The organism is Sphingomonas sp. R86521 (assembly GCF_042466235.1).
Lineage (GTDB): Bacteria > Pseudomonadota > Alphaproteobacteria > Sphingomonadales > Sphingomonadaceae > Sphingomonas.
Window position 1 is genome coordinate 2,709,199 of sequence record NZ_JAXHBY010000001.1, and the last position, 24,722, is coordinate 2,733,920.

Genomic DNA, 24,722 nt, shown 5'->3' on the forward strand with positions numbered 1-24,722 from the left:
CGACCAGTCCGTCATCCTGCTGCGCGCTTCCGTCATCCTGACGAAAGTCAGGACCCAGGGTTACAGGCGGCAGCGCCCGTTACCCTGGATCCCGGATCAAGTCCGGGATGACGAGGGGGGAGGTATAGTCGGCATCATGGGCGAACGGCAGCGGCTCGCCGTATTCGAGCGCACCCAGCACCGCCGCGAAATCCGTGGCACAGCGGAACCCCAACACGCGCTCCGCCCGCCCCGCGTCATAGATCCGATCGATGCTCGCAGGCAGCGACCATCCGCGCGCCGCATACAGCGCGGCCGCCTGCGGATAATGCGCCGCGATCACCGCCGCCGCATCGGTCTTCAACGCCGCCGCCTCGCCACGCGAAAACGGCGTCGGGGCGGACAGGATCAGCGTGTCGAAGCCGATCTCCGGCGTCTTCTCCAGCGCGGCGAGGTGGCCCGCCACCGCATCCTCGACGGTCAGGCGGCGGTGAAGCAGTTCGTTCGCCTTCATGTTCTCGCCCGACAAGGTCCGCAGCGTGTCGTCCTCCTCGGGAAAGAACCGGCTGGTACGCAGGATCACGACCGGCAGCCCGGTCTCGTCATGGATCAGCCGGCACAGCCGCTCGCCACCCAGCTTGGTGACGCCGTAGATATTGCGCGGCTCCAGCGGCGTCATCGTCTCGTCGATCCACACCGCCGCATCGCCTTCGCCGGCGCGGATCGCATGGCTGATCATCAGCGAGGTGGTCGAGGTGAAGACGAACCGCGACGCCCCGTGCGCGACCGCGGCTTCGAGCAGGTTGAGCGTGCCGCTGACGTTGACGTCGATGAACGCCTGGCGCGGATAGCGGACGATGTCGGGCTTGTGCAGCGCGCCGGCGTGGATCACCGCGTCGATCCGCGTCTCGGCGAACAGCCGGTCGATCAGCGCGCGGTCGGCGACCGATCCGATCACTTTGGTATGGGGACCGGCCGCGACGTCCAGCCCGATGACGTCGTTACCGGCCGCGACCAGCGCCGGGACCAGATAGCGTCCCAGCCACCCCGACGATCCGGTGACCAGGACGCGCATCTATCGCACCTTCAGACTGGCATCGAGGAACGCGACGCTGTCCGCCAGCACCGGCGCCTTGCCACGGAACGGCTTCGACAGCGCCATCGCGACGTTCTCGTGGCTCAGACCGGGATAGTCGATGTGCCGGACCGGCGCGCCCAGCGCCGTCAACCGCGCGGTGAGGTTGATCGCGTTATGCGGCTTCACCTGCGTGTCGTCGCCCGCGGTGATCAGCAGCATCGGCGGCGCATCGGCGCGGGCGAAATGGATCGGCTGGGTCATCACCGGGTCCGCCGCGCCCTGCATCGCGTCGATCGCGCGCTGCGCCGTGAACGGGTAGAAGTCGTACGGGCCGCACAGCCCGACCGCGGCCTTGATGATGTGCGGGTCGACGCCTTCCGCCTTCAGCCAGCGCTCGTCGAGGGTCAGCATCGCGACGGTGTAGGCGCCGGCGGAATGGCCGGCGACGGCGATCCGGTCGGGGTCTCCGCCATCCTCTGCGATGTGGTCGCGGGTCCATTTTACCGCCTCCGCGCCGTCCTGCAGGAACGCGGGGAACCGCACGTCGGGCACCTTGCGGTAGTCGGGCATGACGACGACGTAGCCCGCCTTGGCATAGGCGCGCGCCGCGAACGCATAGGCGCCGCGCGAGCCGTGCACCCAGCCGCCGCCATACCAGAAGATCAGCACCGGAAGGCCGGTCTTCGCGCCACCGGACGGGCGCCAGACGTCTAGTTTCTGGCCGTGCGTGCCGAACGGGACGCCTTCGCGGACGCGCGCCGTCCCGCGGCCGCCGCCCATCACGCCGTCGAGGACGCTGAGCGTGCCCGGCCCCGCGGTGAACGCCGTGCCTGCGATCAGGATCACGATCAGCGCCAGAACAATCGCGACGCGGCGCATCAGCGGCGGAAATCCGCGGTGATCGATCCGCAGGCCGCGAGATCGGCCTCGTGACCCTCCTCGCGCCAAGCCTCGACGAGAGCGGTCGATTCCCAATCGCGCATCGCCGGGTGGGCGATGATCCGCTCGACCCAGGCGAGCCCGGCCGGACCGACGTCGATGCCATAGGTGCGCACGCGGAACGCAACCGGCGCATAGAACGCATCGACCGCGGTGAAGTCGGCGCCCGCGAGCCAAGGGCCGCCGAACCGGTCGAGTCCTTCGCCCCAGAGTTCGGCGATGCGCGCGACGTCGCGGTCGAGCGCGTCGCTACCGGGGGCAGCATCGACCCGCACCCCGACGTTCATGGTCCGCTCGTTGCGGAGCGCGGAGAACCCGCCATGCATTTCGGCGGTCGCGCAGATCGCCCAGCCGCGCGCATCTTCGTCGATCGGCCACACGCCGTCGTGACGCTCGGCGAGGTAGAGGACGATACCGAGCGAATCCCACACGGTTCGCGCGCCATCGATCAGCACCGGCACCTGCCCGGTCGGCGAGAAGGCGCGAAACGCGTCGTAATTGACGGGCGCGAGGAACGGCTCGATCCGGTCCTCGAAGGCGATGCCAAGCGCCTTCATCAAGACCCAGGGCCGCAGCGACCAGCTCGAGTAATTGCGGTTCGCGGTGACGAGGGTGTAGCCCATCAGGCGGTGTAGCGCGCGGTGGTCTTCGCGGCGATCTCGTCCGCCGTCACGCCCGGCGCCATTTCGACCAGTTCGAACGGGGCGTCATGATCGGGGCGCTGGAACACCGCCAGATCGGTGACGATCATGTCGACGACGTTCCGGCCGGTCAGCGGCAGCGTGCAGGCCGGGATGAACTTGGGGCTGCCGTCCTTGGCATTGTGGTCCATCACCACGATGATCTTCTTGACGCCCGCGACCAGGTCCATCGCGCCGCCCATGCCCTTGATCATCTTGCCGGGGATCATCCAGTTGGCGATGTCGCCGCCTTCGCTGACCTCCATCGCGCCGAGCACGGTCAGGTCGATATGCCCGCCGCGGATCATCGCGAAGCTGTCCGCCGAGCTGAAATAGGACGATGACGGCAGCGCGCTGATGGTCTGCTTGCCGGCATTGATCAGGTCGGCATCGACGTCTTCGTCATAGGGGAACGGACCGATCCCGAGCATGCCGTTCTCCGACTGCAGCGTCACGTCGACCCCCGCCGGGATGTAGTTGGCGACCAGCGTCGGGATGCCGATGCCGAGGTTGACGTAGAAGCCGTCGCGGAGTTCCTGCGCCGCGCGCGCCGCCATCTGATTGCGATCCCAGGGCATTTACTTCTCCTTGGCGGCTGGTATCGGGGTCGGGGTCCAGTGCGTCGACGGCGGGAAGACAGTGTCGAAATCGCCCTTCAGCCCGGTGCCATAGATCGGGTTGGGCAGCATGAACCAGCCATGCCCCCACATCAGCGACAGCATCCGGCCCCCGACCGCGGCGCGGCGCACGGCGGGCGTCATCGCCGGCGTGTTGAACAGGTCGCTGAAATCGCCGAGCTGATCGCCGGACATCGCGACGACGCAATATTTGGCGGCGATCGCCCAGCGCCGCGCGTCCTTGCCGCTGTCGGTGCCACCGGCATCGCCCTGCAGCCACAGCGTGTCGCCGTGCACCACCGGCCCCAGCCCGACGCCGTCCAGCATCGCCGCGGTCTCGGCGGCATGCGCGACGCTGCGGTTGGAGTTGAACACCACCGCGATATGCTCGGCCCGCGCCATCTTGATGACCTCGAGCAGCCCCGGCACCACCGCGACATGACCGGCGCCGGTGCGCTCCCAGTCGGCCCAGCGCGCTGCATCGAAGGTCTCGCCACGCCGCGCCGCATCGGCTTCGTAACCGAGATTGAGGATCGCGGTTTCATCGATGTCGAACACGATCGCGAGCGGCTTGTCGCCGCACGGAACGAAGCGCGGCGCCTCCAGCGGCGATCCCCGCGCGATCACCACCGAGGGGACGTCGTGCCCGATCGACCGATCCGCGGGCAGGCCGACCAGATAATCGCCGAGCGCCGTATAGGCCTGCACGTCGAGTGCCGCCGCTTCGCCGGAGCCGTAGAGATACTGCATCGATCCGGGAACGGTGCCGGCATCCGCCATCGCGGCCGGCCGCGGCAGGCCCTTCGCTTCGGCCAGCCGCGCCGCGGCCCGGTCGCGCTTGAGTTCGCGTTTGGCGTTGCGGTCCTGCAGCTTGGTCCGACCCACGAGTCCACCCGCCACGACCGGAATCGCCGCCGCCACGCAACCCTGCACCAGCAGTGCCGCCATCACCAACGCAAGCGTCGCGCGGTGTCTCACGCGGCGGCCCGCTCGCGCACGGTGCGGAACTCGATCTTCTTGTCGTACGGCCCGCCCATGATCATCCGGTTCACATAGATGCCGGGCAAGTGGATCGCATCGGGATCCAGGCTGCCGACCGGCACGATCGCCTCGACCTCGGCGACGCAGATTTTCCCCGCGGTGGCCATCGGCTGGTTGAAGTTGCGCGCGGTCTTGCGGAACATCAAATTGCCCGCCCCGTCTGCCTTCCACCCCTTGATGATCGACAGGTCGGCGCGGATCGCGAGCTCCAGGATATACTCCTGGCCGTCGAAGACCTTCACTTCCTTGCCGTCGGCGACCTGCGTGCCGACGCCGGTCTTGGTATAGAATCCGGGGATGCCCGCGCCCCCTGCCCGCACGCGTTCGGCGAGCGTGCCCTGCGGACAGAACTCGACCTCGAGCTCGCCGCTCAGATATTGCCGCTCGAACTCCTTGTTTTCGCCGACATAGGAGCTGATCATCTTCCTGACCTGGCGCGATCGCAGCAGCTTGCCGAGGCCCTGGCCGTCGATGCCGGCATTGTTGCTCGCGATCGTCAGGTTCCGGACGCCCGAAGCCTCGATCGCGTCGATCAGCCGTCCGGGGATGCCGCATAGTCCGAATCCGCCCGCGCAGATCGTCATGCCGTCGAACAGCACGCCGTCCAGAGCCGCCGCCGCATCGTCGTAGCGTTTGTGCGCCATGCATCCTCCTCTTTCGTCTCGCGCATAGAGTGCCGGCCCGGCGACCGCAATCGTCGGCGCTCGACTTCGCGCAAGGCAGGCGGCAGGATGCGGCGATGACACAGTCCAGGACCGGCGGCCGTATCCTCGTCGACCAACTCGTCGCGCAAGGCTGCGACAGGATCTTCACCGTGCCGGGCGAGAGTTTCCTCGCCGTGCTCGACGCGCTGCACGACACCCCCGCGATCGATCTCGTCACCTGCCGGCAGGAGGGCGGAGTCGCGTTCATGGCGTGCGCAGACGGCGCGATGACCGGGCGACCGGGCGTCGCGTTCGTCACCCGCGGGCCCGGCGCGACCAACGCATCGATCGGCGTCCATGTCGCGATGCAGGATTCGCAGCCGATGATCCTGTTCATCGGCGATGTCGACCGCGGCACCCGCGATCGCGAGGCGTTCCAGGAGGTCGACTTCACCGCGATGTTTTCGCCGATCGCGAAGTGGGCGGCGCGGATCGACGATGCGCGGCGCATCCCCGAATATGTCGCGCGCGCCTATGCGACCGCGATGTCGGGACGGCCCGGGCCGGTGGTGCTGGCGCTGCCCGAGGACATGCTGCTCGACGTCGCCGACGCGGTCGACCGGCCGCGTGTCGAGCGGGTCGCGCAGGCCGCCGACGCCGACACCATGGACCTGCTCGCGGACCTGCTCGCCACCGCCGAACGCCCGGTCGCGATCGTCGGTGGCGCCGGCTGGGACGTCGCCGCCTCGGGCGCGTTCGCGACCTGGGCCGACCGCAACGGCATCCCCGTCGCAGCGGCGTTCCGGCGCCAGGATGCGATCCCCAACGACTGCCCGGTCTGGGCCGGTAATCTCGGCTATGGCCCCAATCCGAAGCTCGTCGAACGGGTAAAGGCCGCCGACCTGTTGCTGGTGGTCGGGCCGCGGCTGGGCGAGGCAACCACCGATGGCTATGCGCTGGTCACCCCCGATCATCCGGGGCAGCGGCTGATCCATATCCATCCCGACCCGGATGAACTGCAGCGCACCTACCGTGCCGATGTCGCGATCTGTGCAGGGATGGCGGAGTTCGCCGAGGCGTTGCTCGCGGTCGACCTGCCGCCGCGCACCGCGGGGCACGAGGCGCATGCGGAGTGGCAGGCCTGGTCGACACCGCAACCGCGCGCGCTGGCGATGGACCTGGGCCCATGCGTCGCGGCGATGCGCGAGCGGCTGCCAGCGGATACGATCATCTGCAACGGGGCCGGGAATTATTCGGGGTGGTGGCATCGCTACTGGCCCTATGCGGGGCCGGGGACGCAGCTGGCGCCGACCGCCGGGGCGATGGGCTACGGCGTGCCCGCGGCGGTCGCGGCGTCGCTGCGGCATCCGGGGCGCAGTGTGGTCGCGCTGGCGGGCGATGGCTGTTTCCTGATGAACGGACAGGAACTGGCGACCGCGGTCGCACACGGCGCGGACATGCTGGTGATCGTCGTGGACAATGGCGCCTACGGGACGATCCGGATGCACCAGGAGCGCGAGTATCCGGGGCGGGTGGTGGGGACCACGCTGGGCAATCCGGATTTCGCGGCGCTGGGGCGGGCCTATGGATGCGGGGCGGAAACCGTCGCGCGGACCGAGGATTTCGCGCCGGCATTGGCGCGCGCGATGGGGCAGACCGGGGTGCGGATGCTGCACCTGAAGACCGATGTCGAGGCGATTACTGCGGGGACGACGCTGGCGAAAGTGCGGAGCGGCTAACCCATTTCCCCGTCATCCTGACGAAAGTCAGGACCCAGGGTACCAAGCGCACCGTTCGTAACTCTGGGTCCTGACTTTCGTCAGGATGACGCAGGAAGGGGGGTCAGTCCCTGGCCTTCGCCGGGTTGGAGCCTGTTATAGCGGGTGGTCTTACGCGCTCACTTCCTGTTCCCCCGCGAAGGCGGGGGCCCAGGAGTCACGATCGGTATCGGTACTTAGCTGGGCCCCCGCGTCCGCGAGGGAACGGGCAGTGAGATTGGACGCGGTCAGGCCTCCAGCTTCGCCCGCACCGCCGCCAGCGCATCAGCCGCCTTGTCGCCGTCCGGCCCACCGCCCTGCGCCATGTCGGGCCGGCCGCCGCCGCCCTGCCCGCCGAGCGCCGCGACCGCGACCTTGAGCAAGTCGACAGCGTTGTGCGTGGCGACCAGATCCGCGGTCACGCCGACCGCGACCGAGGCGCGGCCTTCGTTGACGGCGAGCATCACCGCTACGCCGGACCCCAGACGCTGCTTGGCGTCGTCGACCGCGCCGCGCAGGCCCTTGGCTTCGAAGTCGTTCAGGACCTGGCCGATGAACGCGACGCCGCCGACCTGTTCCGGACCGGCCGTTTCGCCACCACCGCCGCCCAGCGCCAGCGCCTTCTTCGCATCGGCCAGCTCACGCTCCAACCGCCGGCGATCCTCGATCAACGCCGCGACGCGGGCCGGAACTTCGTCGGGGGTCGACTTGAGCACCGCCGCCGCCTCGCGCAGGCGATCGTCGCGCCCGCTAAGATAGGCCCGCGCCGCCTCGCCGGTCAGCGCCTCGACGCGCCGGATACCGCTCGATACCGCGCCCTCGCCGACCACCTTGAACAGGCCGATATCGCCGAGCGCGTTCACGTGCGTTCCGCCGCACAGCTCGATCGAATAGGTGCCGTCCGCGGTCGATCCCATTGACACCACGCGGACCTCGTCGCCGTATTTCTCGCCGAACAGCGCCATCGCGCCCATCTCGATCGCCGCGTCCGGCGTCATCAGCAGCGTGGTGACCGCGCCGTTGCCGCGAACCTGCGCGTTCACGTCGGCCTCGACCTGCGCGATGTCGGCGGGCGTCATGCCCACCGGTTGCGAGAAGTCGAAGCGGAGGCGATCGGGCGCGACCAGGCTGCCCTTCTGCGCGACATGCTTGCCGAGCCGTTCCCGCAGCGCCTCGTGCAGTAGGTGCGTCGCGGAATGATTGGCGCGGATCTGCGCGCGGCGCGCGACGTCGATCTGCAGCTTGACCGAATCGCCGACCTTGACGTCACCCGAGCCGATCACCGCCTGATGGACGAACACCCGGCCGAGCTGCTTCGAGGTGTCGGTGACATCGGCATGCAGCCCGGCGTCGTTCGTGATCTGCCCGGCATCACCGACCTGGCCACCGCTCTCGCCGTAGAACGGCGTCTGGTTGACGACGATCGCCACGGTGTCGCCCGCGGTCGCGGACTCGACGCGCGCGCCGTCCTTGACGAGCGCGACGACCTCGCCCTCGCCGCTGTCCGACGCATAGCCGAGGAATTCGGTGCTGCCGCTGGTCTCGGCGATGTCGAACCAGATGTCGTCCGAGGCCTTCGCGCCCGAACCCTTCCAGGCGGCACGCGCGGCGCGCTTCTGCTCGGCCATCGCGGTGTCGAACCCGGCGCGGTCCACGCCGATCCCGCGCTCGCGCAGCGCGTCCTCGGTTAGATCATACGGGAAGCCGAACGTGTCGTAGAGCTTGAACGCGGTCTCGCCGGGCAATGTGCCTTCGGTCATGTCCGCGGTCGCCTCGTCGAGCAGCTTGAGCCCCTTGTCGAGCGTCTGGCGGAACCGCGTCTCCTCCTGCTGCAGGGTCGCCTCGATCAGGCCGCGCGCACGGGAGAGTTCGGGGTACGCGGCGCCCATCTCCGTGACGAGCGCAGGTACCAGCCGGTGCATCAACGGCTCCTTCGCACCCAGGATATGCGCATGACGCATCGCGCGGCGCATGATCCGGCGCAGGACGTAGCCGCGGCCTTCGCTCGCCGGCAGCACGCCGTCGGCGATCAGGAAGCCGCTGGTGCGCAGGTGATCGGCGATGACGCGGTGGCTGGCGGTGTTGGCGCCATCGGTCGCGGTATGCGTCAGCGAGCCCGACGCGGCGATCAGCGCCTTGAAGGTGTCGGTGTCGTAATTGTCGGTGACGCCCTGCATGACCGCGGCGATGCGCTCGAGCCCCATGCCGGTGTCGATCGAGGGTTTCGGCAGGCTGCCGACGATCTCGTTGTTGACCTGCTCATACTGCATGAACACGAGGTTCCAGATCTCGACGAAGCGATCGCCGTCCTCGTCCGGCGATCCCGGAGGACCGCCGGGGATGTGGTCGCCGTGGTCGTAGAAGATTTCGGAACAAGGCCCGCACGGGCCGTTCTCGCCCATCGTCCAGAAATTGTCCTTGGTCGGGATGCGGATGATGCGGTGATCGGGGAGGCCGGCGATCTTCTTCCACAGGTCGAACGCCTCGTCGTCGGTGTGATAGACCGTCGCGGTCAGCTTGTCGGGCGACAGGCCCCAGTCGCGCGTGAGAAGCGTCCAGGCGTTGAGGATCGCCTGTTCCTTGAAGTAATCGCCGAACGAGAAATTGCCGAGCATCTCGAAGAAGGTGTGGTGCCGCGCGGTGTAGCCGACATTGTCGAGGTCGTTGTGCTTGCCACCGGCGCGGACGCATTTCTGGCTCGACGCCGCGGTCGAATAGGGCCGCGATTCCTGCCCGGTGAAGACGTTCTTGAACGGCACCATCCCGGCGTTGACGAACATCAGCGTCGGATCGTTCTGCGGCACCAGCGGCGCGGACGGGACGATGGTGTGGCCCTGGCCTGCGAAGAAATCGAGGAAGCCGCGGCGGATGTCGTTGGTCGAGGTCATCCGCGGGACTTAGGCGAGCGGCGCGGTTCGCTCAAGTGAGGGTGTGGGCGAGGTTGTGTACGTTCCAAAGCTTGTTTCCCCGCGAAGGCGGGGACCCAGACTGGGCTCCCGCCTTCGCGGGAGAACAAGGAGGCGGGAGCTGTCGTTCGAATGTGACACACCTCCGGCACCACCCCGGCGGAGGCCGGAGCCCAATTGGGAAGGCAATGGTAACTGAGGGCGGTCCGCTGTTTCACACCGTCCCCAATTGGGCCCCGGCCTCCGCCGGGGTGGTACTGGGAGGCGGCCGATGCCCCCCTACCCCAACGGCGCATCGATAGATTTGGGCGGCACGCTGAACCACGCCGGCCCCGCCGCCGTCATGTGGAAGCAATCCTCGATCCGCACCCCGAACTTGCCCGGCGCATAAATCCCCGGTTCGTCCGAAAAGCACATCCCCGCCGCCAGCCGCGTCGTCTCGCCGTGGACGAAGTTGACCGGCTCGTGCCCGTCCATGCCGATCCCGTGCCCGGTGCGGTGCGATAGCCCGGGCAGCTTGTAGCCCGGCCCCAGCCCGAGCGATTCGTAATAGCGCCGCACCGCATCGTCGACGCTCCCCGCGGCCACCCCGATCCGCGCGGCGGCGAACGCGACCTGCTGGCCTCGCGCGACCTGGTCCCAGGTCTTCCGCTGCTCGGCCGTCGCCGCACCATGCACCCAGGTCCGGGAGATGTCCGACTGATAGCCCTGGACGGTACAGCCGCAGTCCATCAGCACGACCTGCCCGTCGGCGACGCGGTGGATCTCGCGACTGCCATGCGGATAGGCCGACGCCTCGCCGATCAGCGCCAACGCAAATTCGGGCGCACCCCCAAGTTTCCGGGTCGCGGCGTTCATCAGCGCCGAGATGTCGGGACCGGTCATGCCCGCCTCGACCCGCGCGTGCGTCCAGCGATACGCGGCGAGCGTGACGTCGGTTGCCGCCTGCATCAGCGCGATCTCGGCGGGCGTCTTGATCATCCGGCAGCCACGCACGACCGGGTTCGCCGAGACGATCGGCGCGTCGGGCAGCACGCGGGTCAGCCCGGCGGCGGCGAAATACCGCACATTCTCCTCGACCGCGACGGCGCGTGCCGCCAACCGCCGGTCGCGCAGGAACCCCGCGACGACCGCGAGCGGGTCTTCATCCTCCTGCCAGACCCGAACCTCCGCCGGCACCGCGAGCGTTTCGCGCACCGACGGCTCCTCGAAGAACGGCGTGACGATGCACGGGGTCCCCTCGACCGGCAGGATCGCCAGCGTCAGCCGCTCGCTGGTGTGCCAGCGCACTCCGGTGAAGTAGATCATCGACGATCCCGGCTCGATCACCACCGCGCCGATCCCTGCGGCCTTCATCAACCCTTGCGCGCGCGCCAGCCGCGCGGCGCGCTCGGTGGCGTCGATCGGGCGGGCCGCGCCGGTGATGTCCGACAGCGCCGACAGGTCGGGCTCCGCCGCGCGCAGCAGCGCCGTGGTCGACAGCAGCGGCAGTGCGGCGGCGGCGGCGAGGATGTGGCGGCGATTGGGGTGTGGGGACATGGACGGGACGATAGGGTCCTTGACCGCGCCGCCGCAATCCCCTCCCTAGGCGCGACGTTTCTCGGGAGATCGAATTTGGCCAACCGCCTGACCCTCTATATCCTCATCGGCCTGGTGCTGGGGCTGGTGACCGGATGGGGGCTACACGTCGCGATCGACGACGGCAGCGCGGCCTCGGCGGCGCGGCTGACCGAGATCGCGGGCTATGTCTCGATCGTCACGACGATCTTCCTGCGGCTGATCAAGATGATCATCGCGCCTTTGGTGTTCTCGACGCTGGTGGTCGGCATCGCGCACATGGGCGACACCGGGGCGCTCGGCCGCGTCGGCCTGCGCGCGGTCGGCTGGTTCCTCTGCGCCAGCCTGTTGTCGCTGACGCTGGGCCTGATCCTGGTCAACCTGTTCCACCCGGGGGTCGGGCTCAACCTGCCGCTGCCGCCGGTCACCGCATCCAGCGGCGTCGACCAGGCGGCGTTCGACATCGCCAAGTTCGTGACGCACATCGTCCCCGCGTCGATGATCCAGGCGATGGCCGAGAACGAGATCCTGCAGATCGTCATCATGTCGCTGTTCGTCGGCGTCGCGATCACCGCGGTCGGCGAGAAGGCCGCCCCCCTCGTCCGCGCGATCGACGCGCTGGCCAGCGTGATGCTGCAGATCACCAACTACGTCATGCGGTTCGCGCCGTTCGCGGTGTTCGCCGCGGTCACCAGCACGCTCGCCGAACGGGGGCCGGGGGTGATCGGCGACCTCGGCTATTTCATGCTGACCTTCTACATCGGTCTCGGACTGCTGTGGGCGCTGCTGATCGGGCTCGGGTTCGTGTTCATCGGCCGGCGGATGAGCCTGCTGGTCGGTTATATCCGTGCACCGCTGCTGCTAGCCTTCACTACGGCGTCGTCCGAGGCGGCATATCCCAGGACGCTGGAAGCGCTCGACCGGTTCGGGGTACCGCCGAAGATCTCCAGCTTCGTGCTGCCGCTCGGCTATTCGTTCAACCTCGACGGCTCGATGATCTACATGACGTTCGCGTCGCTGTTCATCGCGCAGGCGTATGGCATCCATCTGTCGCTGGGGCAGATGATCACGATGCTGCTGGTGCTTATGGTGACCTCGAAGGGGATCGCCGGAGTGCCGCGCGCCAGCCTGGTGGTGATCGCCGCGACGCTGCCGCTGTTCCATATTCCGGAGGCGGGGCTGTTGCTGATCCTCGCGGTCGACCATTTCCTCGACATGGGCCGATCGGCCACCAACGTGATCGGCAACGCGGTCGCGGCAAGCGTGGTGGCGCGCTGGGAGGGCGAACTCGATCCGCCCGAGCCGATCGATATCGAACCACCGCATGCGCCGAGCCATGGGCTGACCGGCCACGGCTGAAGTCTGGGCGCCCTCCCCTGACCGTCATGCCAGCGAAGGCTGGCATCTCTCCGGAGCGGGCGCTGCGGCATCCACAGGGAGACCCCAGCCTTCGCTGAGGTGACGGTAGAATCTGGGGTGACGGATCGAGGGGTGGACCGCCTCAAGCGTAAGCGTACGGCCCACCCTTCGCCAGCGCCGCCTGGTACGCAGGCCGCGCATGCACCTTCGCCAGCCACGCGATCGTCGCCGGACGCGATTGATCCAGCCCAGCGCGGCTGCGCGCGGCTTCGAGCGGGAAGCTCATCATGATGTCGGCGGCGGTCATCTGGTCGCCGGCGAACCACGGCCGCTGCGCCAGTTCGGATTCGATGTAATCGAGATGCACGTCGATCATCGGCTGGATCCGCTTGAGCGCGACCTTCCCGAACACCGGGATGCGGCTGACCACCAGTTTCAGCAGCAGCGGCGGCATCAGCGACCCTTCCGCATAATGCAGCCAGAACCGGTAGCGCAGCGCATCCGCGCGTTTCGCCGGCGCGCCCAGCCGTCCGTCGCCCTTGTCGACGAGATATTCGACGATCGCGCCGGTCTCGGCGACCACCAGGCCGTCGGCGTCGGTGTCCTCGATCACCGGCGACTTGCCGAGCGGGTGGACCTGCTTCAGTTCGGGCGGCGCGAGCATCGTCTTGGCGTCGCGCTGATAGCGCTTGATCGTATAGGGCAGCCCGAGTTCCTCGAGCATCCACAGCACGCGCTGCGACCGCGAATTGTTCAGATGGTGGACGATGATCGTCATAAGGCTCTTCCTCTCGGGCTGCTGGGGCGGCGCCGCCATCGCAGGGATGGTCGCAGACCGCGGTCGGTGGTGCAATGCACGGGACGCCCGTTCGGGCTCGAACAGCCACGGCGTTGCGTCCGTTCTGTACTGTCGAACGTTGCTCACGATTGATCGGAAATGAACCCAAGTTTAGGTGGCATGACCGGTCGAGTGGAGCGAGTAGCTATGTGTGAGTCGGATCGTGCAACCGAGTTGAGGAAACTGACCGAACCGTTGACGCGGGCGTGCGAACTCGCGGAGAGTCTCGACGATTTCGTCCTCGCGGCCAAGCTTTCCGACTGCATCGAATGGATCCAGTCGTCCCGCTATGACGGCGCGGGCGATCACGACGTTTCGCCATGACACGAAGGGGATAGCCATGCCGGACGATCAAGGCCGATGATATGACGATGATCGGTCACTCGATCGGCGCCGAGTCCGGTCTGCTGCTCACGATGGACGGGGCGGTCGCGGACTTCCTGCAGCGGTCGAAGGCCGAACTGCACGGCCTGACCTATTCGGACATCACGCACCCCGACGATCGGCATGCGAACGTGAACCGGGTCGACCTGATGCCCGTGGGCGGACAGCCGTTGCGGTTGCGCAAGCGCTATATCCTGCCGCGGGGCGGCCATGTCTGGGCGACCGTCGAAATCTCGAAGCTGCACACCGGGCTCGACCAGGGGCGGCTGATCGGAACGATCTTCAGTCTCGATCTGAAGGAGCCGCAAGCCACCCCGGCAGACCTCTGGGCGGCGGCGAAGCGGCAGACCCGGCTGATCGCCGATCGCAATGCCGCGCTGGGTCCCGATCTGTTCAACGACGGCGCCTGGTCGGTGCTGCTCGGCCTCTATGTCGCCGAAGCGGAGGGTCGCGGTCTCGACGATGGCGACGCGTGCGCCACCCGATGCATCTCGGCCACCTCAAAGGCGAACTGGCTCCGCGCGCTGCGCTCGTGCGCGCTGGTGGAATTCGACGGCAACCGCGTCGATCAGCCACAACTCACCCAGCGTGGTCTGGACCGCATCGAAACCCTGCTGACCAACACCATCGCGCCGTCGACCTAGCCTCGGGCGGCGGTCAGCGTCCGGACGTTCGCCAGCGCCGGAACAGCCCGCGCTTGTCGAGCGATTCGAACATCTCCTCGGGTCCTTCGGGATCGAGGACCTCGTTGTCGGCAAGCCAGGCTTCCACCGTCGTCAGGTCGGGGACCTCGTAGGGACGCACCGTCTTGCCGTGCCCGCGCAACGCCTCGATCGTGGCGATCAGCGAGCCGGTTTCCGCGATCTTCTCGGTCACCACGTCGCGTTCGACCCCCAGATGCTCGGCGATCAGGCCGTCGCGGACCTTGGCGATGCAGGTCGCAGTCGCCGGATCGGACGCGCGGATCGCCAGGTCGCATTCGGTATCGAGCCGCAGCGACCGGTTGTTCATGTTCGACGAACCAAGCCGGAACACGTCGTCGTCCGCGATCAGGATCTTGGCATGGCAATAGATCGCCGCGCCTTCCGACGTATAGGGGTGGTACATCCGCAGCCGCTTGTGGACGTCGCGGTGCATCAGCGCCGCCATCAGCCGGGCGCGCGCGGTATCCATCGCCAGCGGTTCGAGCCAGCCCTGCGCGGTCTCGGGATTGATGATGACGATCTCGGGGCCGTCCGCTTCGTCGAGCCGCCGCGCGACCGCCTCGGCAATCCGGCGCGAGGCGAAATACTGGCTCTCGATATACAGATGCCGCCTGGCGCCAGCGATCTGGGCGAGGAACAGCGCCTCGCTCTCATGGACCGGGGGCTGGTCGGGCATTTCGGGCTCGGTCCGCGCGATCGCGACCTGCTGGCCCTCGAAGTCGACCGGCAGCCCCTCCGGCCAGAATTCGTCGCCGGGCGCGGGGTCCGCCATCGCCTCGCCGCCCGCAAGCTGCCAGCGGCGGCGGAACAGTTCGCCCAGCGCGACCGCGATCGGCCCCTCGACCGCGCTGATCGCGTCGTGCCACGGCTTGTACGGCTTGCCCGACGGCTGAACCCGCAGCGGATTGTCATGCAGGTGTTCGCGCGTATCCCAGCGGTCGCCGGTCATGTCGATGCCACCGCAGAACGCGAAGCTGTCGTCGATGATCACGATCTTCTGGTGATGCGACGCGCCGGTCGGGTGATGGCCGTCGAGCTTGGTGTGGATGCGCGGATGCCGCATCCATTTCAGCATCGTCAGGATCGTCGAGCCGCGGAACAGCGACTTGATCGCGCCGGTATCCCAGCGCAGCAGGAACACTTCTAGGTCGGGTTCGCGCTCGACCAGCCAATAGATGAACTGCCCAAGGGTGGTCGGCTCGCCGGGCCGCTCGACGCCGGGTTCCAGGTCGATCCGCGCGTCGAAATCCCACCCGATCAGCATGATCCGGCGCTTGGCGCCCAGCATCGCGACGCGCGCGTGGCGGAAATAATCCGCGGCATCGACGATCACGGCCATCCGCCGTGCGCTTTCGATCCGCCAGCATTCTTTTCCGACCTGCATCGACGTCCCTTCGCCAGCGCGGATGCGCCACCTGTCTAAGGCACGCTGAGGCGCCACCTGTATCAGGCACGCGCATGCGCCACCTGTATCGGCGGCGCTCGCGCGCTTATCTATGCCGGACGATGCCCGATCGCGCCCCTCCTAGCCCCCCGCCCGTGCAGCGCAAGGTGATCCATGTCGACATGGATGCCTTCTACGCATCGGTCGAACAGCGCGACGATCCGGCGCTGAAGGGGCGCCCGGTCGCGGTCGGCGGGTCACGCGCGCGCGGCGTCGTCGCGGCGGCGAGCTATGAGGCGCGGGTGTTCGGGGTGCGCAGCGCGATGCCGTCGGTCACCGCGATCCGGCGTTGCCCCGACCTCGTCTTCGTGAAGCCACGGTTCGAGGTCTACAAGTCGGTGTCGGACCAGATCCGCGCGATCTTCGCCGATTATTCCGCGCTGGTCGAACCGCTGTCGCTCGACGAGGCGTATCTGGACGTGACCGAGGATGTCCGCGGGCTGGGATCGGCGAAGGCGATCGCCGAGGAAATCCGCGCGCGAATCCGCGAAACCACCGGGCTTACGGCATCGGCGGGGGTCAGCTACAACAAGTTCATCGCCAAGCTGGCGTCCGACCAGAACAAGCCCGACGGCATCTGCGTGATCCCGCCGCACAAGGGCGCGGCGTTCGTCGCCTCGCTGCCGGTCAAGCGGTTCCACGGGGTCGGGCCGGTGACCGCGCAGAAGATGGAACGGCTGGGGATCCTGTCGGGTGCCGACCTGCGCGACCGGCCGCTGAGCTTTCTGCAGGCGCATTTCGGGAGCTATGCCGAGTATCTCTACCGCGCCGCGCGGGGCGAGGATTTCCGGCCGGTGCGCGTCAACCGTATCGCCAAGTCGGTCGGCGCGGAGCGGACCTTCGACACCAACCTGACCGACCCTGCCGACCTGCGCGCCGGGATGGAGCGCGTGGCAGAGGCGGCCTGGGTCCGGATCGCGCGTCACGACGTGAAGGGGCGGACCGTGACGCTGAAGCTGCGGCATGCCGATTTCCGCACCATCACGCGGGCGCGATCGTTCTCGGGACCGGTGTCGGACCAGGCTGTCTTCCTGGCGGCCGGGCTGGAACTGCTGGCGGCGCAACTACCGGTGCCCGACGGCGTGCGATTGCTGGGCCTGACGCTGTCGGGGATCGTCGGGGACGACGAACCGGTGCAGCCCGCGCTGCTACTTTAGCGCCAGCCGATCACGCCGACGTAAACGCCGTCCCTCGATAATCGGCCAGGGCGTGTTCGCCGAGCACGATCGCGCCCAGCGGACCGGCATTGCCGCCGAGCGACGGGGGCACGATGAAGCTGTCGGTCAGCCCGACCTCGGGCAGCGCGATGTAGCCGTTCAGGCTGCGCGTCATCGCGGCGCGGACGCGCGGGAACAGGTGCGACGCGTCCATCACCCCGCCGCCCATCACGATCCGCCGCGGGATGCCGGTCAGCACCAGCGTATGCAGCAGCTGGCCCAGCGCATGCGCGACGCAGTCCCACACCGGATGGTCGGCAGGCGCCTCGTGCGCGGGCTGGCCGATCCGCGCTGCGATCGCAGGGCCTGCGGCAAGCCCCTCGACGCAGGCGCCGTGGAACGGGCAATGGCCGATCCAGTCGTCGCCGGGGAAGCGCACCGGACGGATATGCCCGAGCTCGCTGTGCGTCAGTCCATCGACCGGGCGCCCGCCCGCGATCATCCCCGCGCCGACGCCGGTGCCGACCGTGACATAGGCGATGTCGGCCAGGCCCTTGGCGGCGCCCCAGCGCGCCTCCGCCAGCGCAGCGCCGACGACATCGCTGTGGAATCCGGCCGGCACGCCGTAGCGCCGCTGCAGTCGGCCGGCGATATCGGTGCCGGCCCAGCCGGGTTTCGGCGTCGAGGTGATGTGGCCATAATCGCGCGAATGCCGGTCGATCGACACCGGACCGAAGCTGCCGATCCCGATCGCGAGGAACCCGCTCCAGCGATCCAGCACCGCCTCGATCGCCGCCATCGTCTCGTCAGGGCGCGTCGTCGGGATGCGGACCGTCTCCTCGATATCGTCGGGACCGCGCGCGAGGATGCAGATGATCTTGGTGCCGCCGAGCTCGATTCCAGCGATCAACGGGGCTTCGGTCATGCACATGCTCCTGGCCCAAGGCGAGCCGGGCGCCCGCATCGGTCGGTGGGGCGGCGGCGTCAAGCTCGGTCGCTCACCTGCGCGTGGCGGACCGTGCGATCGCGTCGAATTCGGGCAGCGCGGCGTCGAAATAATGCAACGCCGCTCCGTCGAGCGACAGGCAATAGAATTTGCCGTCGACCACCGCCAGCACCGCGCGGCCGCGCCGCCTGACCTCGTCCGCGCCGACATAGGCGAAGTCGAACTGCAACCCGGGCACGCCGAGGAACCGCGCCGGCGCCACCCCGCGGGTCTCGAACACCGCGGCGCCCGCGCGAATGCGGTAATAGCTCTCGATCATCGCGACGAGATCCTGCGGGCTCATCGTCGCGCGGAACACCGGGACCTTGCGGTCGACCTTGCGGCGCTGCTTCACGATCGCCTGGCCGTCCGGCAGCCCACCGATGAACCCGAGCGAGTCCAGCGTGGCACCGTTCTCGGTCCAGTTCTCTTCCCAGGCGATGTCGTATCGCCCCTTCGGCGCCTTGTTCCAGGCGATCCCGGGGTGGACATGCATGCTCCGTCTGGCGACCGCGACGGGTGCCGGCGACACCAGCGTGTAGTGCGGCGCGCAGGCGGTGATCGCCAGCAGGAGTGCGGGGACGTAGCGCATGGCGATCCTCACTGGGCGAGCGCGAAGCGGACCATCGCCGCGTCTGTCGCATCGGGTTTGCGGGCGAGATAGCGAGCGAGCGACTGGCGCCCACGGTCGGCGTCCCCGGCGTTCAGCAGCGCATAGCCATTGGCACGCCACGCCTCGGGCGGCGCATCGTCGAGCGTCACCGCCTGCGCGTACGCCCAACCGGCGCGGGCGGCGTCGCCGGGCTCGTCGCGCAGCCGGTACGCCTCGCCCTCGCAATAGCGCAGCGTTCCATCCCAACCGTCCTGCGCGAGCGCGTTGACCAGATACAGGCTGGCGCCGGGATCGTTCAGCTTGATCTGTTCGTCGAGCAGGCCGGCCCTCAACGGCGCGACGACGGCACGCCATGCGTCGCGCCCGTCATCATAAAGCCGCGGCGGCGCCGACGCCGCCTCCAGTTCCCGCGCGGAGGCCGTCAGGTCGAGCATCCGCTCCGCGGTCGGCGGATGCGTCGAGGTCGCCGATCGCGCCTTGTCCCGGTAGCGCTTGTCGCGCGCCCGGGCGCTGGCACGACGTTCCTCGACATAGTGCCGCCACACCTCGGCTGCGGCGTCGGGCGGGTACCCGGCCTGCTCGATCAGCCTGACCCCGAACGCGTCCGCCTCCCGCTCGCTCTCGCGCGAGAATTGCCGGATCGAGCACACCAAGGCGGTGTTGATCGAATTGGCGATGTCGATCCAGCCGCGCGGATCGACGCCGACGCTCAGCGAAACCCCCGCGACGATCCGCGTGCCCGCGCCGACGAACGCCATGATCCCGGTTTTCCGCCGATAATCGCGCCAGCGTTGCAGCGAATGCCGCCGCAGATAATGCCCGCACTCATGCCCAAGCACAGCGGCAAGCTGCGCCTCGTCGCGGATCCGCGCCAGCAGCCCGGTCTGCACGATCATCATGCCGTTCGGGAACATCGCCGCGTTGAAGTCGGGATCGTGGACGATATAGACCCGCGTCTCGCGGGCGCGCTCGCCGAGCAGGCGCACGATCACGCCCTCGACATAGCGCTGCATCTGCGGCGCATCCAATCGCAGGTTGGACGACGCGAGTTCCTCCTCCAGCCGCGCGACGCTGTGCCACATCCCGCGCTCGTCGGCGTCAACCGGGCGATAGCCGGGCGCGACCAGCGCCTGCATCGCCGCCGGCCGGATCCGCTCGGCCTGCGCGGCGCCGTGCATCGCGCACCCGCACAGCCCGCCGGCGACGAACGCGCGGCGCGTCGTCATCGTGCGGCGGTCTTCACGGTCCTGCCCGGTTTCATGCGGTCGAGCAGGCGGGCGATCATCCGGTCCGCGCCGGGGGGATCGCGGATGTCGCCGACGCCGGACGCGAGCGCATTGAACCAGACGATTCGCCCGGTCCTCAGGTCGACCAGCGACGCGAACGCCGCCTGCCGCCCGCCGTGCGGCAGGACGCAGAAGCCGACCACGCAGCCAAGCACGCCCAGCGCCTGCACCGCGACCCGGCCCGAGCTCGCGAAACTGTCCTCGGCATGCAGGAACAGCGCATAGTCATAGCCGGTCGCGCGCCCGAACCGCACCGCATCGTCGCCCAGCGTCCAGTCGAAGCGGTCTCGCTTGGTCGGCAACGTCATCCCGGCATATTTGTGGACGCGGATCGCCGTCCCGACCGCCTGGTGCAACCGGTCGAGATCGGCGACCGCCGCCGGCGTCGATCCGGTGACGTCGCGCGTCGCCGCGATCGTCACGGTACCGCCCCGCCCGGCCTGCTGCGCCTCGATCGCGCGCAGGATGTTGCCGCGCGCCGCGGTGGCCCACTCCTCTCGCAGCTCGACCACGCCGCCCGCCGTCAGTAGCCCGACCGAGACATCGGGCCGCATGACGATCAGCCGATAGCTCCCCTCCGGCGGCTGGAACCCGATATCGGCGAGCTGCCTGGTATGCGTGCATCCGGCCAGCAGCCCTGCTGCCAATAGTGCCGCACGCGCGCGCGTCTCCATGCCGTCCCCCCTCGCCTGCCCCCAGGCCTGGTCGGGAAACTGCGCTTCCGCTGCAGGCGCGAACAGCGAAACCGGATCGAAAACCGGCGGGATCGCGTTACACCGTCACGACCGATCGCTAGGCCGGTCCCTCCACACTCGATCAGACAGGATATCCCATGGCCAAGAAGCCGCTCAAGGTCGACAAGACGCCCGCGGATGCCGAAGCGCAGCCGCAGTACAAGGTCGAGTATCGCGAGATCCAGCCTTACGGCACGCTGAAGAGCCTGCCGATCGCGCTGGAGGACAATGCCCGCGCGCAGAGCGTGGCGATCCTGAACCAGGTCCTCGCCGACACCATGACGCTGCGCGACATGTACAAGAAGCATCATTGGCAGATGTCGGGTGCGACCTTCTACCAGCTGCACCTGCTGCTCGACACGCATTACGAGGCGCAGGCCGAGCTCGTCGACATGATCGCCGAGCGGATCATGGCGCTGGGCGGCATCAGCATCGCGATGGCGCCCGACGTCGCCGAGATGACCCGCATCCCCCGCCCGCCCAAGGGCCGCGAGGACGTCCCGACGCAGATCGCACGCCTGCTCGAAGCGCACGAGATCATCCTGCGCCAGGCGCACGAGGGTGCCGAACAGGCCGATGAATCGGGTGACGACGGCACCAACGACCTGCTGGTCAGCAACATCATCCGCACCGGCGAACCGCAGGTGTGGTTCCTGGCAGAGCATCTCGCCGCGACCGAACTGCTGCGCGGCGACAAGTAACCGCACCGTTCCCCCGCGAAAGCGGGGGCCCAGGGTTCCGGGCGGTATCGTTCGAAACCCTGGGCTCCCGCCTTCGCGGGAGAACAAAGGGGCTATTCGACCGTCACGCTCTTCGCCAGATTCCGCGGCTGGTCCACGTCCGTGCCCTTCGCGACAGCAACATGGTACGCCAGCAGCTGCACCGGGACCGCATAGACCAGCGGCGCGATCAGCGGATGCACTTTCGGCATCGTGATCGTCGCGACGCAGCCGTCACCCGCCGCCTGGATGCCGTCATAGTCGCTGATCAGCACGACCTTGCCGCCCCGCGCTTGCACCTCCTGCATGTTGCTGACGGTCTTGTCGAACAACGGCCCCGATGGCGCGATCACGATCACCGGCACGTTCTCGTCGATCAGCGCGATCGGACCATGCTTCATCTCGCCAGCCGCATAGCCTTCGGCATGGATGTAGCTGATTTCCTTCAGTTTCAGCGCACCTTCCAGCGCCAGCGGGTAATCCGTCCCGCGGCCAAGGTAGAGCACGTCCCGCGCAACCGCGATCACCCCCGACATAGCCTGGATCGCCTCGTCATATGCCAGCGCACCGTTGAGCGCGGCGGGCGCCTCGGCCAGGTGACGGACGATATCGCGCTCCTGCTCGACGCTCAGCAGACCCTTCGCTTTGGCCAGGTTCGCTGCCAGCGCGGCGAGGACCGCGAGCTGGCAGGTGAACGCCTTGGTCGACGCGACGCCGATCTCGGGCCCGGCATGCGTCGGCAGCAACAGGTCCGCCTCGCGCGCCATCGAACTGGTCGGCACGTTGACGACGACCGCGATCTTCTGCCCCTCGGCCTTCGCGTGGCGCAGTGCCGCCAGCGTGTCCGCGGTCTCGCCGGATTGCGAAATGAACAGCGCGAGCCCGCCATCCTCCATCACCGGCGCGCGGTAGCGGAACTCGGATGCGACATCGAGATCGACGGGAACGCGCGCGAACTGTTCGAACCAGTATTTGGCGACCATCCCGGCATAGAAGCTGGTCCCGCACGCGACGATCGTCACGCGCTTGATGCTCGACAGGTCGAACTCCGGGATCGGCAGCGAGACCTCGCCCTCCATCCGCTTCAGATACGACCGCAGCGTCTGCGCGACGACGATCGGCTGCTCGTAGATCTCCTTGAGCATGTAATGCCGGTAGTTGCCCTTCGACACCAGTTCGCCGGTGATGCCGGAGATCGTGATCGCGCGTTCGACGGGCGCATTGTCGCGGTCATAGACCTGCGCGCCGTCGCGGGTCAGGACCACCCAGTCGCCCTCGTCGAGATACGCGATCCGCTGCGTCAGCGGCGCGAGTGCCAATGCGTCGGAGCCGAGATACATCTCGCCGTCGCCGTGCCCGACGACCAGCGGCGAACCGAGGCGCGCGCCGATCAGCAGGTCGGGGTGCTGGCGGAACAGGATCGCGAGCGCGAACGCACCGTGCAACCGCGGCAGCACGTCGCGGACCGCCGACACCGGGTCCATCCCCGCCTCGACCTTCTCGCTGATCAGGTGCGCGACGACCTCGGTATCGGTCTCGCTGGTGAACACCCGGCCACGCGCGATCAGTTCCTCGCGCAGCGGCTTGAAGTTCTCGATGATGCCGTTGTGGACCACCGCGACTTCGGCCGTCGCATGCGGATGCGCGTTGTTGGTGGTCGGACCGCCATGCGTCGCCCAGCGGGTGTGCGCGATCCCGGTCTTGCCGGGCAACGGATGCGCAGCGAGTTCGGTCGCAAGGTTGACGAGCTTGCCCGACGCCCGCCGCCGTTCGATCTGGCCGTCGTGATCGGTGGCGATGCCCGCCGAATCATAGCCACGATATTCGAGCCGCCGCAGCCCGTCGAGCAATCGCTCGGCGACGTCTTCGGTGCTCAGGATGCCAACGATTCCGCACATTCAGATCATACTCCCAAGAGCGGATGTCACTTCGCAGCCTTGCGAAGGATCATGCGCTCGCGAAATTGTTTCGCCCAGCCCGGCTTTTCGGTCTGTGGCGGACGGACCAGGACCAGCGCGTCGGCGGCAACGTCCCGCGTCACCACCGATCCGGCAGCGACGATAGCGCCCGCGCCGATCGTCACGGGCGCGACCAGCGCCGAGTTCGACCCGATGAACGCGCCCGCACCGATGATGGTCTTCGCCTTGAAATACCCGTCGTAGTTGCAGGTGATCGTCCCCGCGCCGATGTTCGCGCCGGCGCCGATCTCCGCATCGCCCAGATAGGTGAGGTGGCTCGCCTTGGCGCCGTCGCCGAGCACCGCTTTCTTCATCTCGACGAAGTTGCCGACCTTCGACGCCACGCCCATCACCGCACCCGGGCGCAGCCGGGCGTAGGGGCCGACCTCCGCGCGTTCGCCGATGGTGGCGCCCTCGATATGGCTGAAGGCGTGGATCGTCGCGCCGTCGCCGACCCGGGTCCCCGGGCCGAACACGACGTTGGGCTCGATCACGACATCGCGGCCGATCACGGTGTCGTGCGCGAACCAGACGGTGTCCGGCGCGATCAGCGTCGCGCCGTCGGCCATCGCGCGGGCGCGGCGGGTCGCCTGCCACGCAGCCTCGACGCCGGCGAGCTCGCCGCGGCTGTTGACGCCCGCAACCTCGGCGGCAGCGGTCTCGATAACCGCGGATGCGCGGCCATCGGCGGCGGCGAGCATGACGATGTCGGGCAGGTAGTATTCGCCCGCGGCATTGTCGTTGCCGACGCGGTCGAGCAGCGCGAACAGGTCGTCGGACCGCACCGCCATCAGCCCCGAATTGCACAGCGTTTCCGCGCGTTCCTCCGCCGATGCGTCCTTGTATTCGACCATCCGCGCGATCCGCCCCGCCGCATCGGCGATCACCCGGCCGTAAGCGCCCGGATCGGCAGGGCGGAAGCCGAGCACGACCGCGGCGGGCGTGTCGTCGCCGTGCAGCCGGTCGACCATCCGCCGCATCGTCGCCGCGCCGACCAGCGGCACGTCGCCGTACAGGATCAGCACATCGCCCGAAAAACCGGCCAGCGCATCCCGTGCCTGCGCGACGGCATGACCGGTGCCGAGCTGTTCGGCCTGCAGCGCGGTAGCGATCCCGAACGGCGTCACCGCGGCCTCGACTTGCTCGCGCCCGGCGCCGGTGACGACGACGGTCCGCGCCGGCGACAATTCGGCAGCGCTGGCGATCAGGTGCAGCAGCATCGGCCGCCCGGCGATCGGGTGGAGCAACTTGTGCAGGTCGGACTTCATCCGCGTACCCTTGCCGGCGGCGAGGATCACGACGGCTAGATCGGCGGCGGGGGCTGCGTCTGACATACCGACCGC

The 24,722-nt window shown here is 68.3% G+C and carries 22 protein-coding genes; 6 read left to right on the plus strand and 16 right to left on the minus strand.

All coding sequences use genetic code 11. The features are described 5' to 3' along the window. Window positions 1-79: 79 nt before the first annotated feature. From SJY20_RS12630 to SJY20_RS12655, 6 genes are read right to left on the minus strand one after another with little or no spacing between them, the layout of a single operon-like run. A complete protein-coding gene (locus SJY20_RS12630) occupies window positions 80-1,054 on the minus strand; it encodes an NAD-dependent epimerase/dehydratase family protein (RefSeq protein ID WP_380787277.1) in 975 nt (324 codons plus the stop codon). Continuing rightward, entirely contained in the window at window positions 1,055-1,936 is an 882-nt protein-coding gene (locus tag SJY20_RS12635; RefSeq protein WP_380787278.1) for an alpha/beta hydrolase, read from the minus strand. Beyond that, the gene (locus SJY20_RS12640) at window positions 1,936-2,619 is read right to left on the minus strand and encodes a glutathione S-transferase family protein (RefSeq protein ID WP_380787279.1); all 684 of its coding nucleotides are present in this window, start codon (window positions 2,617-2,619) and stop codon (window positions 1,936-1,938) included. The genes SJY20_RS12635 and SJY20_RS12640 overlap by 1 nt, the downstream gene beginning before the upstream one ends. Further along, window positions 2,619-3,254 carry a 3-oxoacid CoA-transferase subunit B gene (locus SJY20_RS12645; protein WP_380787280.1) on the minus strand — a complete coding sequence of 212 codons (636 nt, stop codon included), beginning with the start codon at window positions 3,252-3,254 and terminating at the stop codon, window positions 2,619-2,621. The genes SJY20_RS12640 and SJY20_RS12645 overlap by 1 nt, the downstream gene beginning before the upstream one ends. Then, window positions 3,255-4,241, minus strand: coding sequence for an HAD family acid phosphatase (locus SJY20_RS12650; protein WP_380787281.1), 987 nt, complete (start codon window positions 4,239-4,241; stop codon window positions 3,255-3,257). 26 nt (window positions 4,242-4,267) lie between these two features. Next, window positions 4,268-4,978 carry a CoA transferase subunit A gene (locus SJY20_RS12655; protein WP_380787282.1) on the minus strand — a complete coding sequence of 237 codons (711 nt, stop codon included), beginning with the start codon at window positions 4,976-4,978 and terminating at the stop codon, window positions 4,268-4,270. Between the two features lie 95 nt (window positions 4,979-5,073). On the opposite strand from SJY20_RS12655, the gene SJY20_RS12660 reads away from it, so the two are divergent. Further along, a complete protein-coding gene (locus SJY20_RS12660; RefSeq protein ID WP_380787283.1) occupies window positions 5,074-6,717 on the plus strand; it encodes a thiamine pyrophosphate-binding protein in 1,644 nt (547 codons plus the stop codon). 266 nt (window positions 6,718-6,983) lie between these two features. Here SJY20_RS12660 and alaS read toward each other — a convergent pair whose 3' ends face one another. Then, entirely contained in the window at window positions 6,984-9,623 is a 2,640-nt protein-coding gene (gene alaS, locus SJY20_RS12665; RefSeq protein ID WP_380787284.1) for an alanine--tRNA ligase, read from the minus strand. A gap of 297 nt (window positions 9,624-9,920) precedes the next feature. After that, the gene (locus tag SJY20_RS12670) at window positions 9,921-11,180 is read right to left on the minus strand and encodes a M24 family metallopeptidase (RefSeq protein ID WP_380787285.1); all 1,260 of its coding nucleotides are present in this window, start codon (window positions 11,178-11,180) and stop codon (window positions 9,921-9,923) included. Between the two features lie 75 nt (window positions 11,181-11,255). Between SJY20_RS12670 and SJY20_RS12675 the strand changes: the two genes are divergently transcribed. Further along, on the plus strand, window positions 11,256-12,557 hold the full coding sequence (locus SJY20_RS12675) for a dicarboxylate/amino acid:cation symporter (RefSeq protein ID WP_380787286.1): 1,302 nt from the start codon (window positions 11,256-11,258) through the stop codon (window positions 12,555-12,557). A gap of 142 nt (window positions 12,558-12,699) precedes the next feature. Here the strand turns inward: SJY20_RS12675 and SJY20_RS12680 are convergent, their stop codons facing one another. Then, window positions 12,700-13,335 carry a glutathione S-transferase family protein gene (locus SJY20_RS12680; RefSeq protein WP_380787287.1) on the minus strand — a complete coding sequence of 212 codons (636 nt, stop codon included), beginning with the start codon at window positions 13,333-13,335 and terminating at the stop codon, window positions 12,700-12,702. Window positions 13,336-13,569: 234 nt separating this feature from the next. Between SJY20_RS12680 and SJY20_RS12685 the strand changes: the two genes are divergently transcribed. Both SJY20_RS12685 and SJY20_RS12690 read left to right on the plus strand, forming a co-directional pair. After that, window positions 13,570-13,719, plus strand: coding sequence for a hypothetical protein (locus SJY20_RS12685; RefSeq protein ID WP_380787288.1), 150 nt, complete (start codon window positions 13,570-13,572; stop codon window positions 13,717-13,719). Between the two features lie 41 nt (window positions 13,720-13,760). Beyond that, window positions 13,761-14,423 carry a hypothetical protein gene (locus tag SJY20_RS12690; protein WP_380787289.1) on the plus strand — a complete coding sequence of 221 codons (663 nt, stop codon included), beginning with the start codon at window positions 13,761-13,763 and terminating at the stop codon, window positions 14,421-14,423. A gap of 13 nt (window positions 14,424-14,436) precedes the next feature. Here the strand turns inward: SJY20_RS12690 and SJY20_RS12695 are convergent, their stop codons facing one another. Then, on the minus strand, window positions 14,437-15,867 hold the full coding sequence (locus SJY20_RS12695) for a phospholipase D-like domain-containing protein (RefSeq protein WP_380787290.1): 1,431 nt from the start codon (window positions 15,865-15,867) through the stop codon (window positions 14,437-14,439). 122 nt (window positions 15,868-15,989) lie between these two features. Between SJY20_RS12695 and dinB the strand changes: the two genes are divergently transcribed. Further along, window positions 15,990-17,084, plus strand: coding sequence for a DNA polymerase IV (gene dinB / locus SJY20_RS12700; protein WP_380788685.1), 1,095 nt, complete (start codon window positions 15,990-15,992; stop codon window positions 17,082-17,084). A 10-nt stretch (window positions 17,085-17,094) separates the two neighbouring features. On the opposite strand, the gene SJY20_RS12705 is transcribed toward dinB, so the two are convergent. The 4 genes from SJY20_RS12705 to SJY20_RS12720 all read right to left on the minus strand — a co-directional run bounded on the left by SJY20_RS12705 (window position 17,095) and on the right by SJY20_RS12720 (window position 20,642). Continuing rightward, window positions 17,095-18,009, minus strand: a complete 915-nt coding sequence (locus SJY20_RS12705; RefSeq protein WP_380787291.1) for an ROK family protein — start codon at window positions 18,007-18,009, stop codon at window positions 17,095-17,097. Window positions 18,010-18,082: 73 nt separating this feature from the next. Beyond that, complete coding sequence (locus tag SJY20_RS12710) at window positions 18,083-18,661, minus strand: hypothetical protein (RefSeq protein ID WP_380787292.1); 579 nt, start codon at window positions 18,659-18,661, stop codon at window positions 18,083-18,085. An 8-nt stretch (window positions 18,662-18,669) separates the two neighbouring features. Continuing rightward, entirely contained in the window at window positions 18,670-19,908 is a 1,239-nt protein-coding gene (locus SJY20_RS12715; RefSeq protein WP_380787293.1) for a M48 family metalloprotease, read from the minus strand. Further along, complete coding sequence (locus SJY20_RS12720; RefSeq protein ID WP_380787294.1) at window positions 19,905-20,642, minus strand: hypothetical protein; 738 nt, start codon at window positions 20,640-20,642, stop codon at window positions 19,905-19,907. The genes SJY20_RS12715 and SJY20_RS12720 overlap by 4 nt, the downstream gene beginning before the upstream one ends. 158 nt (window positions 20,643-20,800) lie before the next feature. Between SJY20_RS12720 and SJY20_RS12725 the strand changes: the two genes are divergently transcribed. Further along, window positions 20,801-21,403 (plus strand): Dps family protein, encoded by a 603-nt coding sequence (locus SJY20_RS12725; protein WP_380787295.1) that lies wholly within the window; start codon window positions 20,801-20,803, stop codon window positions 21,401-21,403. 92 nt (window positions 21,404-21,495) lie between these two features. Here the strand turns inward: SJY20_RS12725 and glmS are convergent, their stop codons facing one another. Next, a complete protein-coding gene (gene glmS, locus SJY20_RS12730; protein ID WP_380787296.1) occupies window positions 21,496-23,319 on the minus strand; it encodes a glutamine--fructose-6-phosphate transaminase (isomerizing) in 1,824 nt (607 codons plus the stop codon). A gap of 26 nt (window positions 23,320-23,345) precedes the next feature. Continuing rightward, window positions 23,346-24,713, minus strand: coding sequence for a bifunctional UDP-N-acetylglucosamine diphosphorylase/glucosamine-1-phosphate N-acetyltransferase GlmU (glmU, locus tag SJY20_RS12735; RefSeq protein ID WP_380787297.1), 1,368 nt, complete (start codon window positions 24,711-24,713; stop codon window positions 23,346-23,348). Window positions 24,714-24,722: the final 9 nt, after the last annotated feature.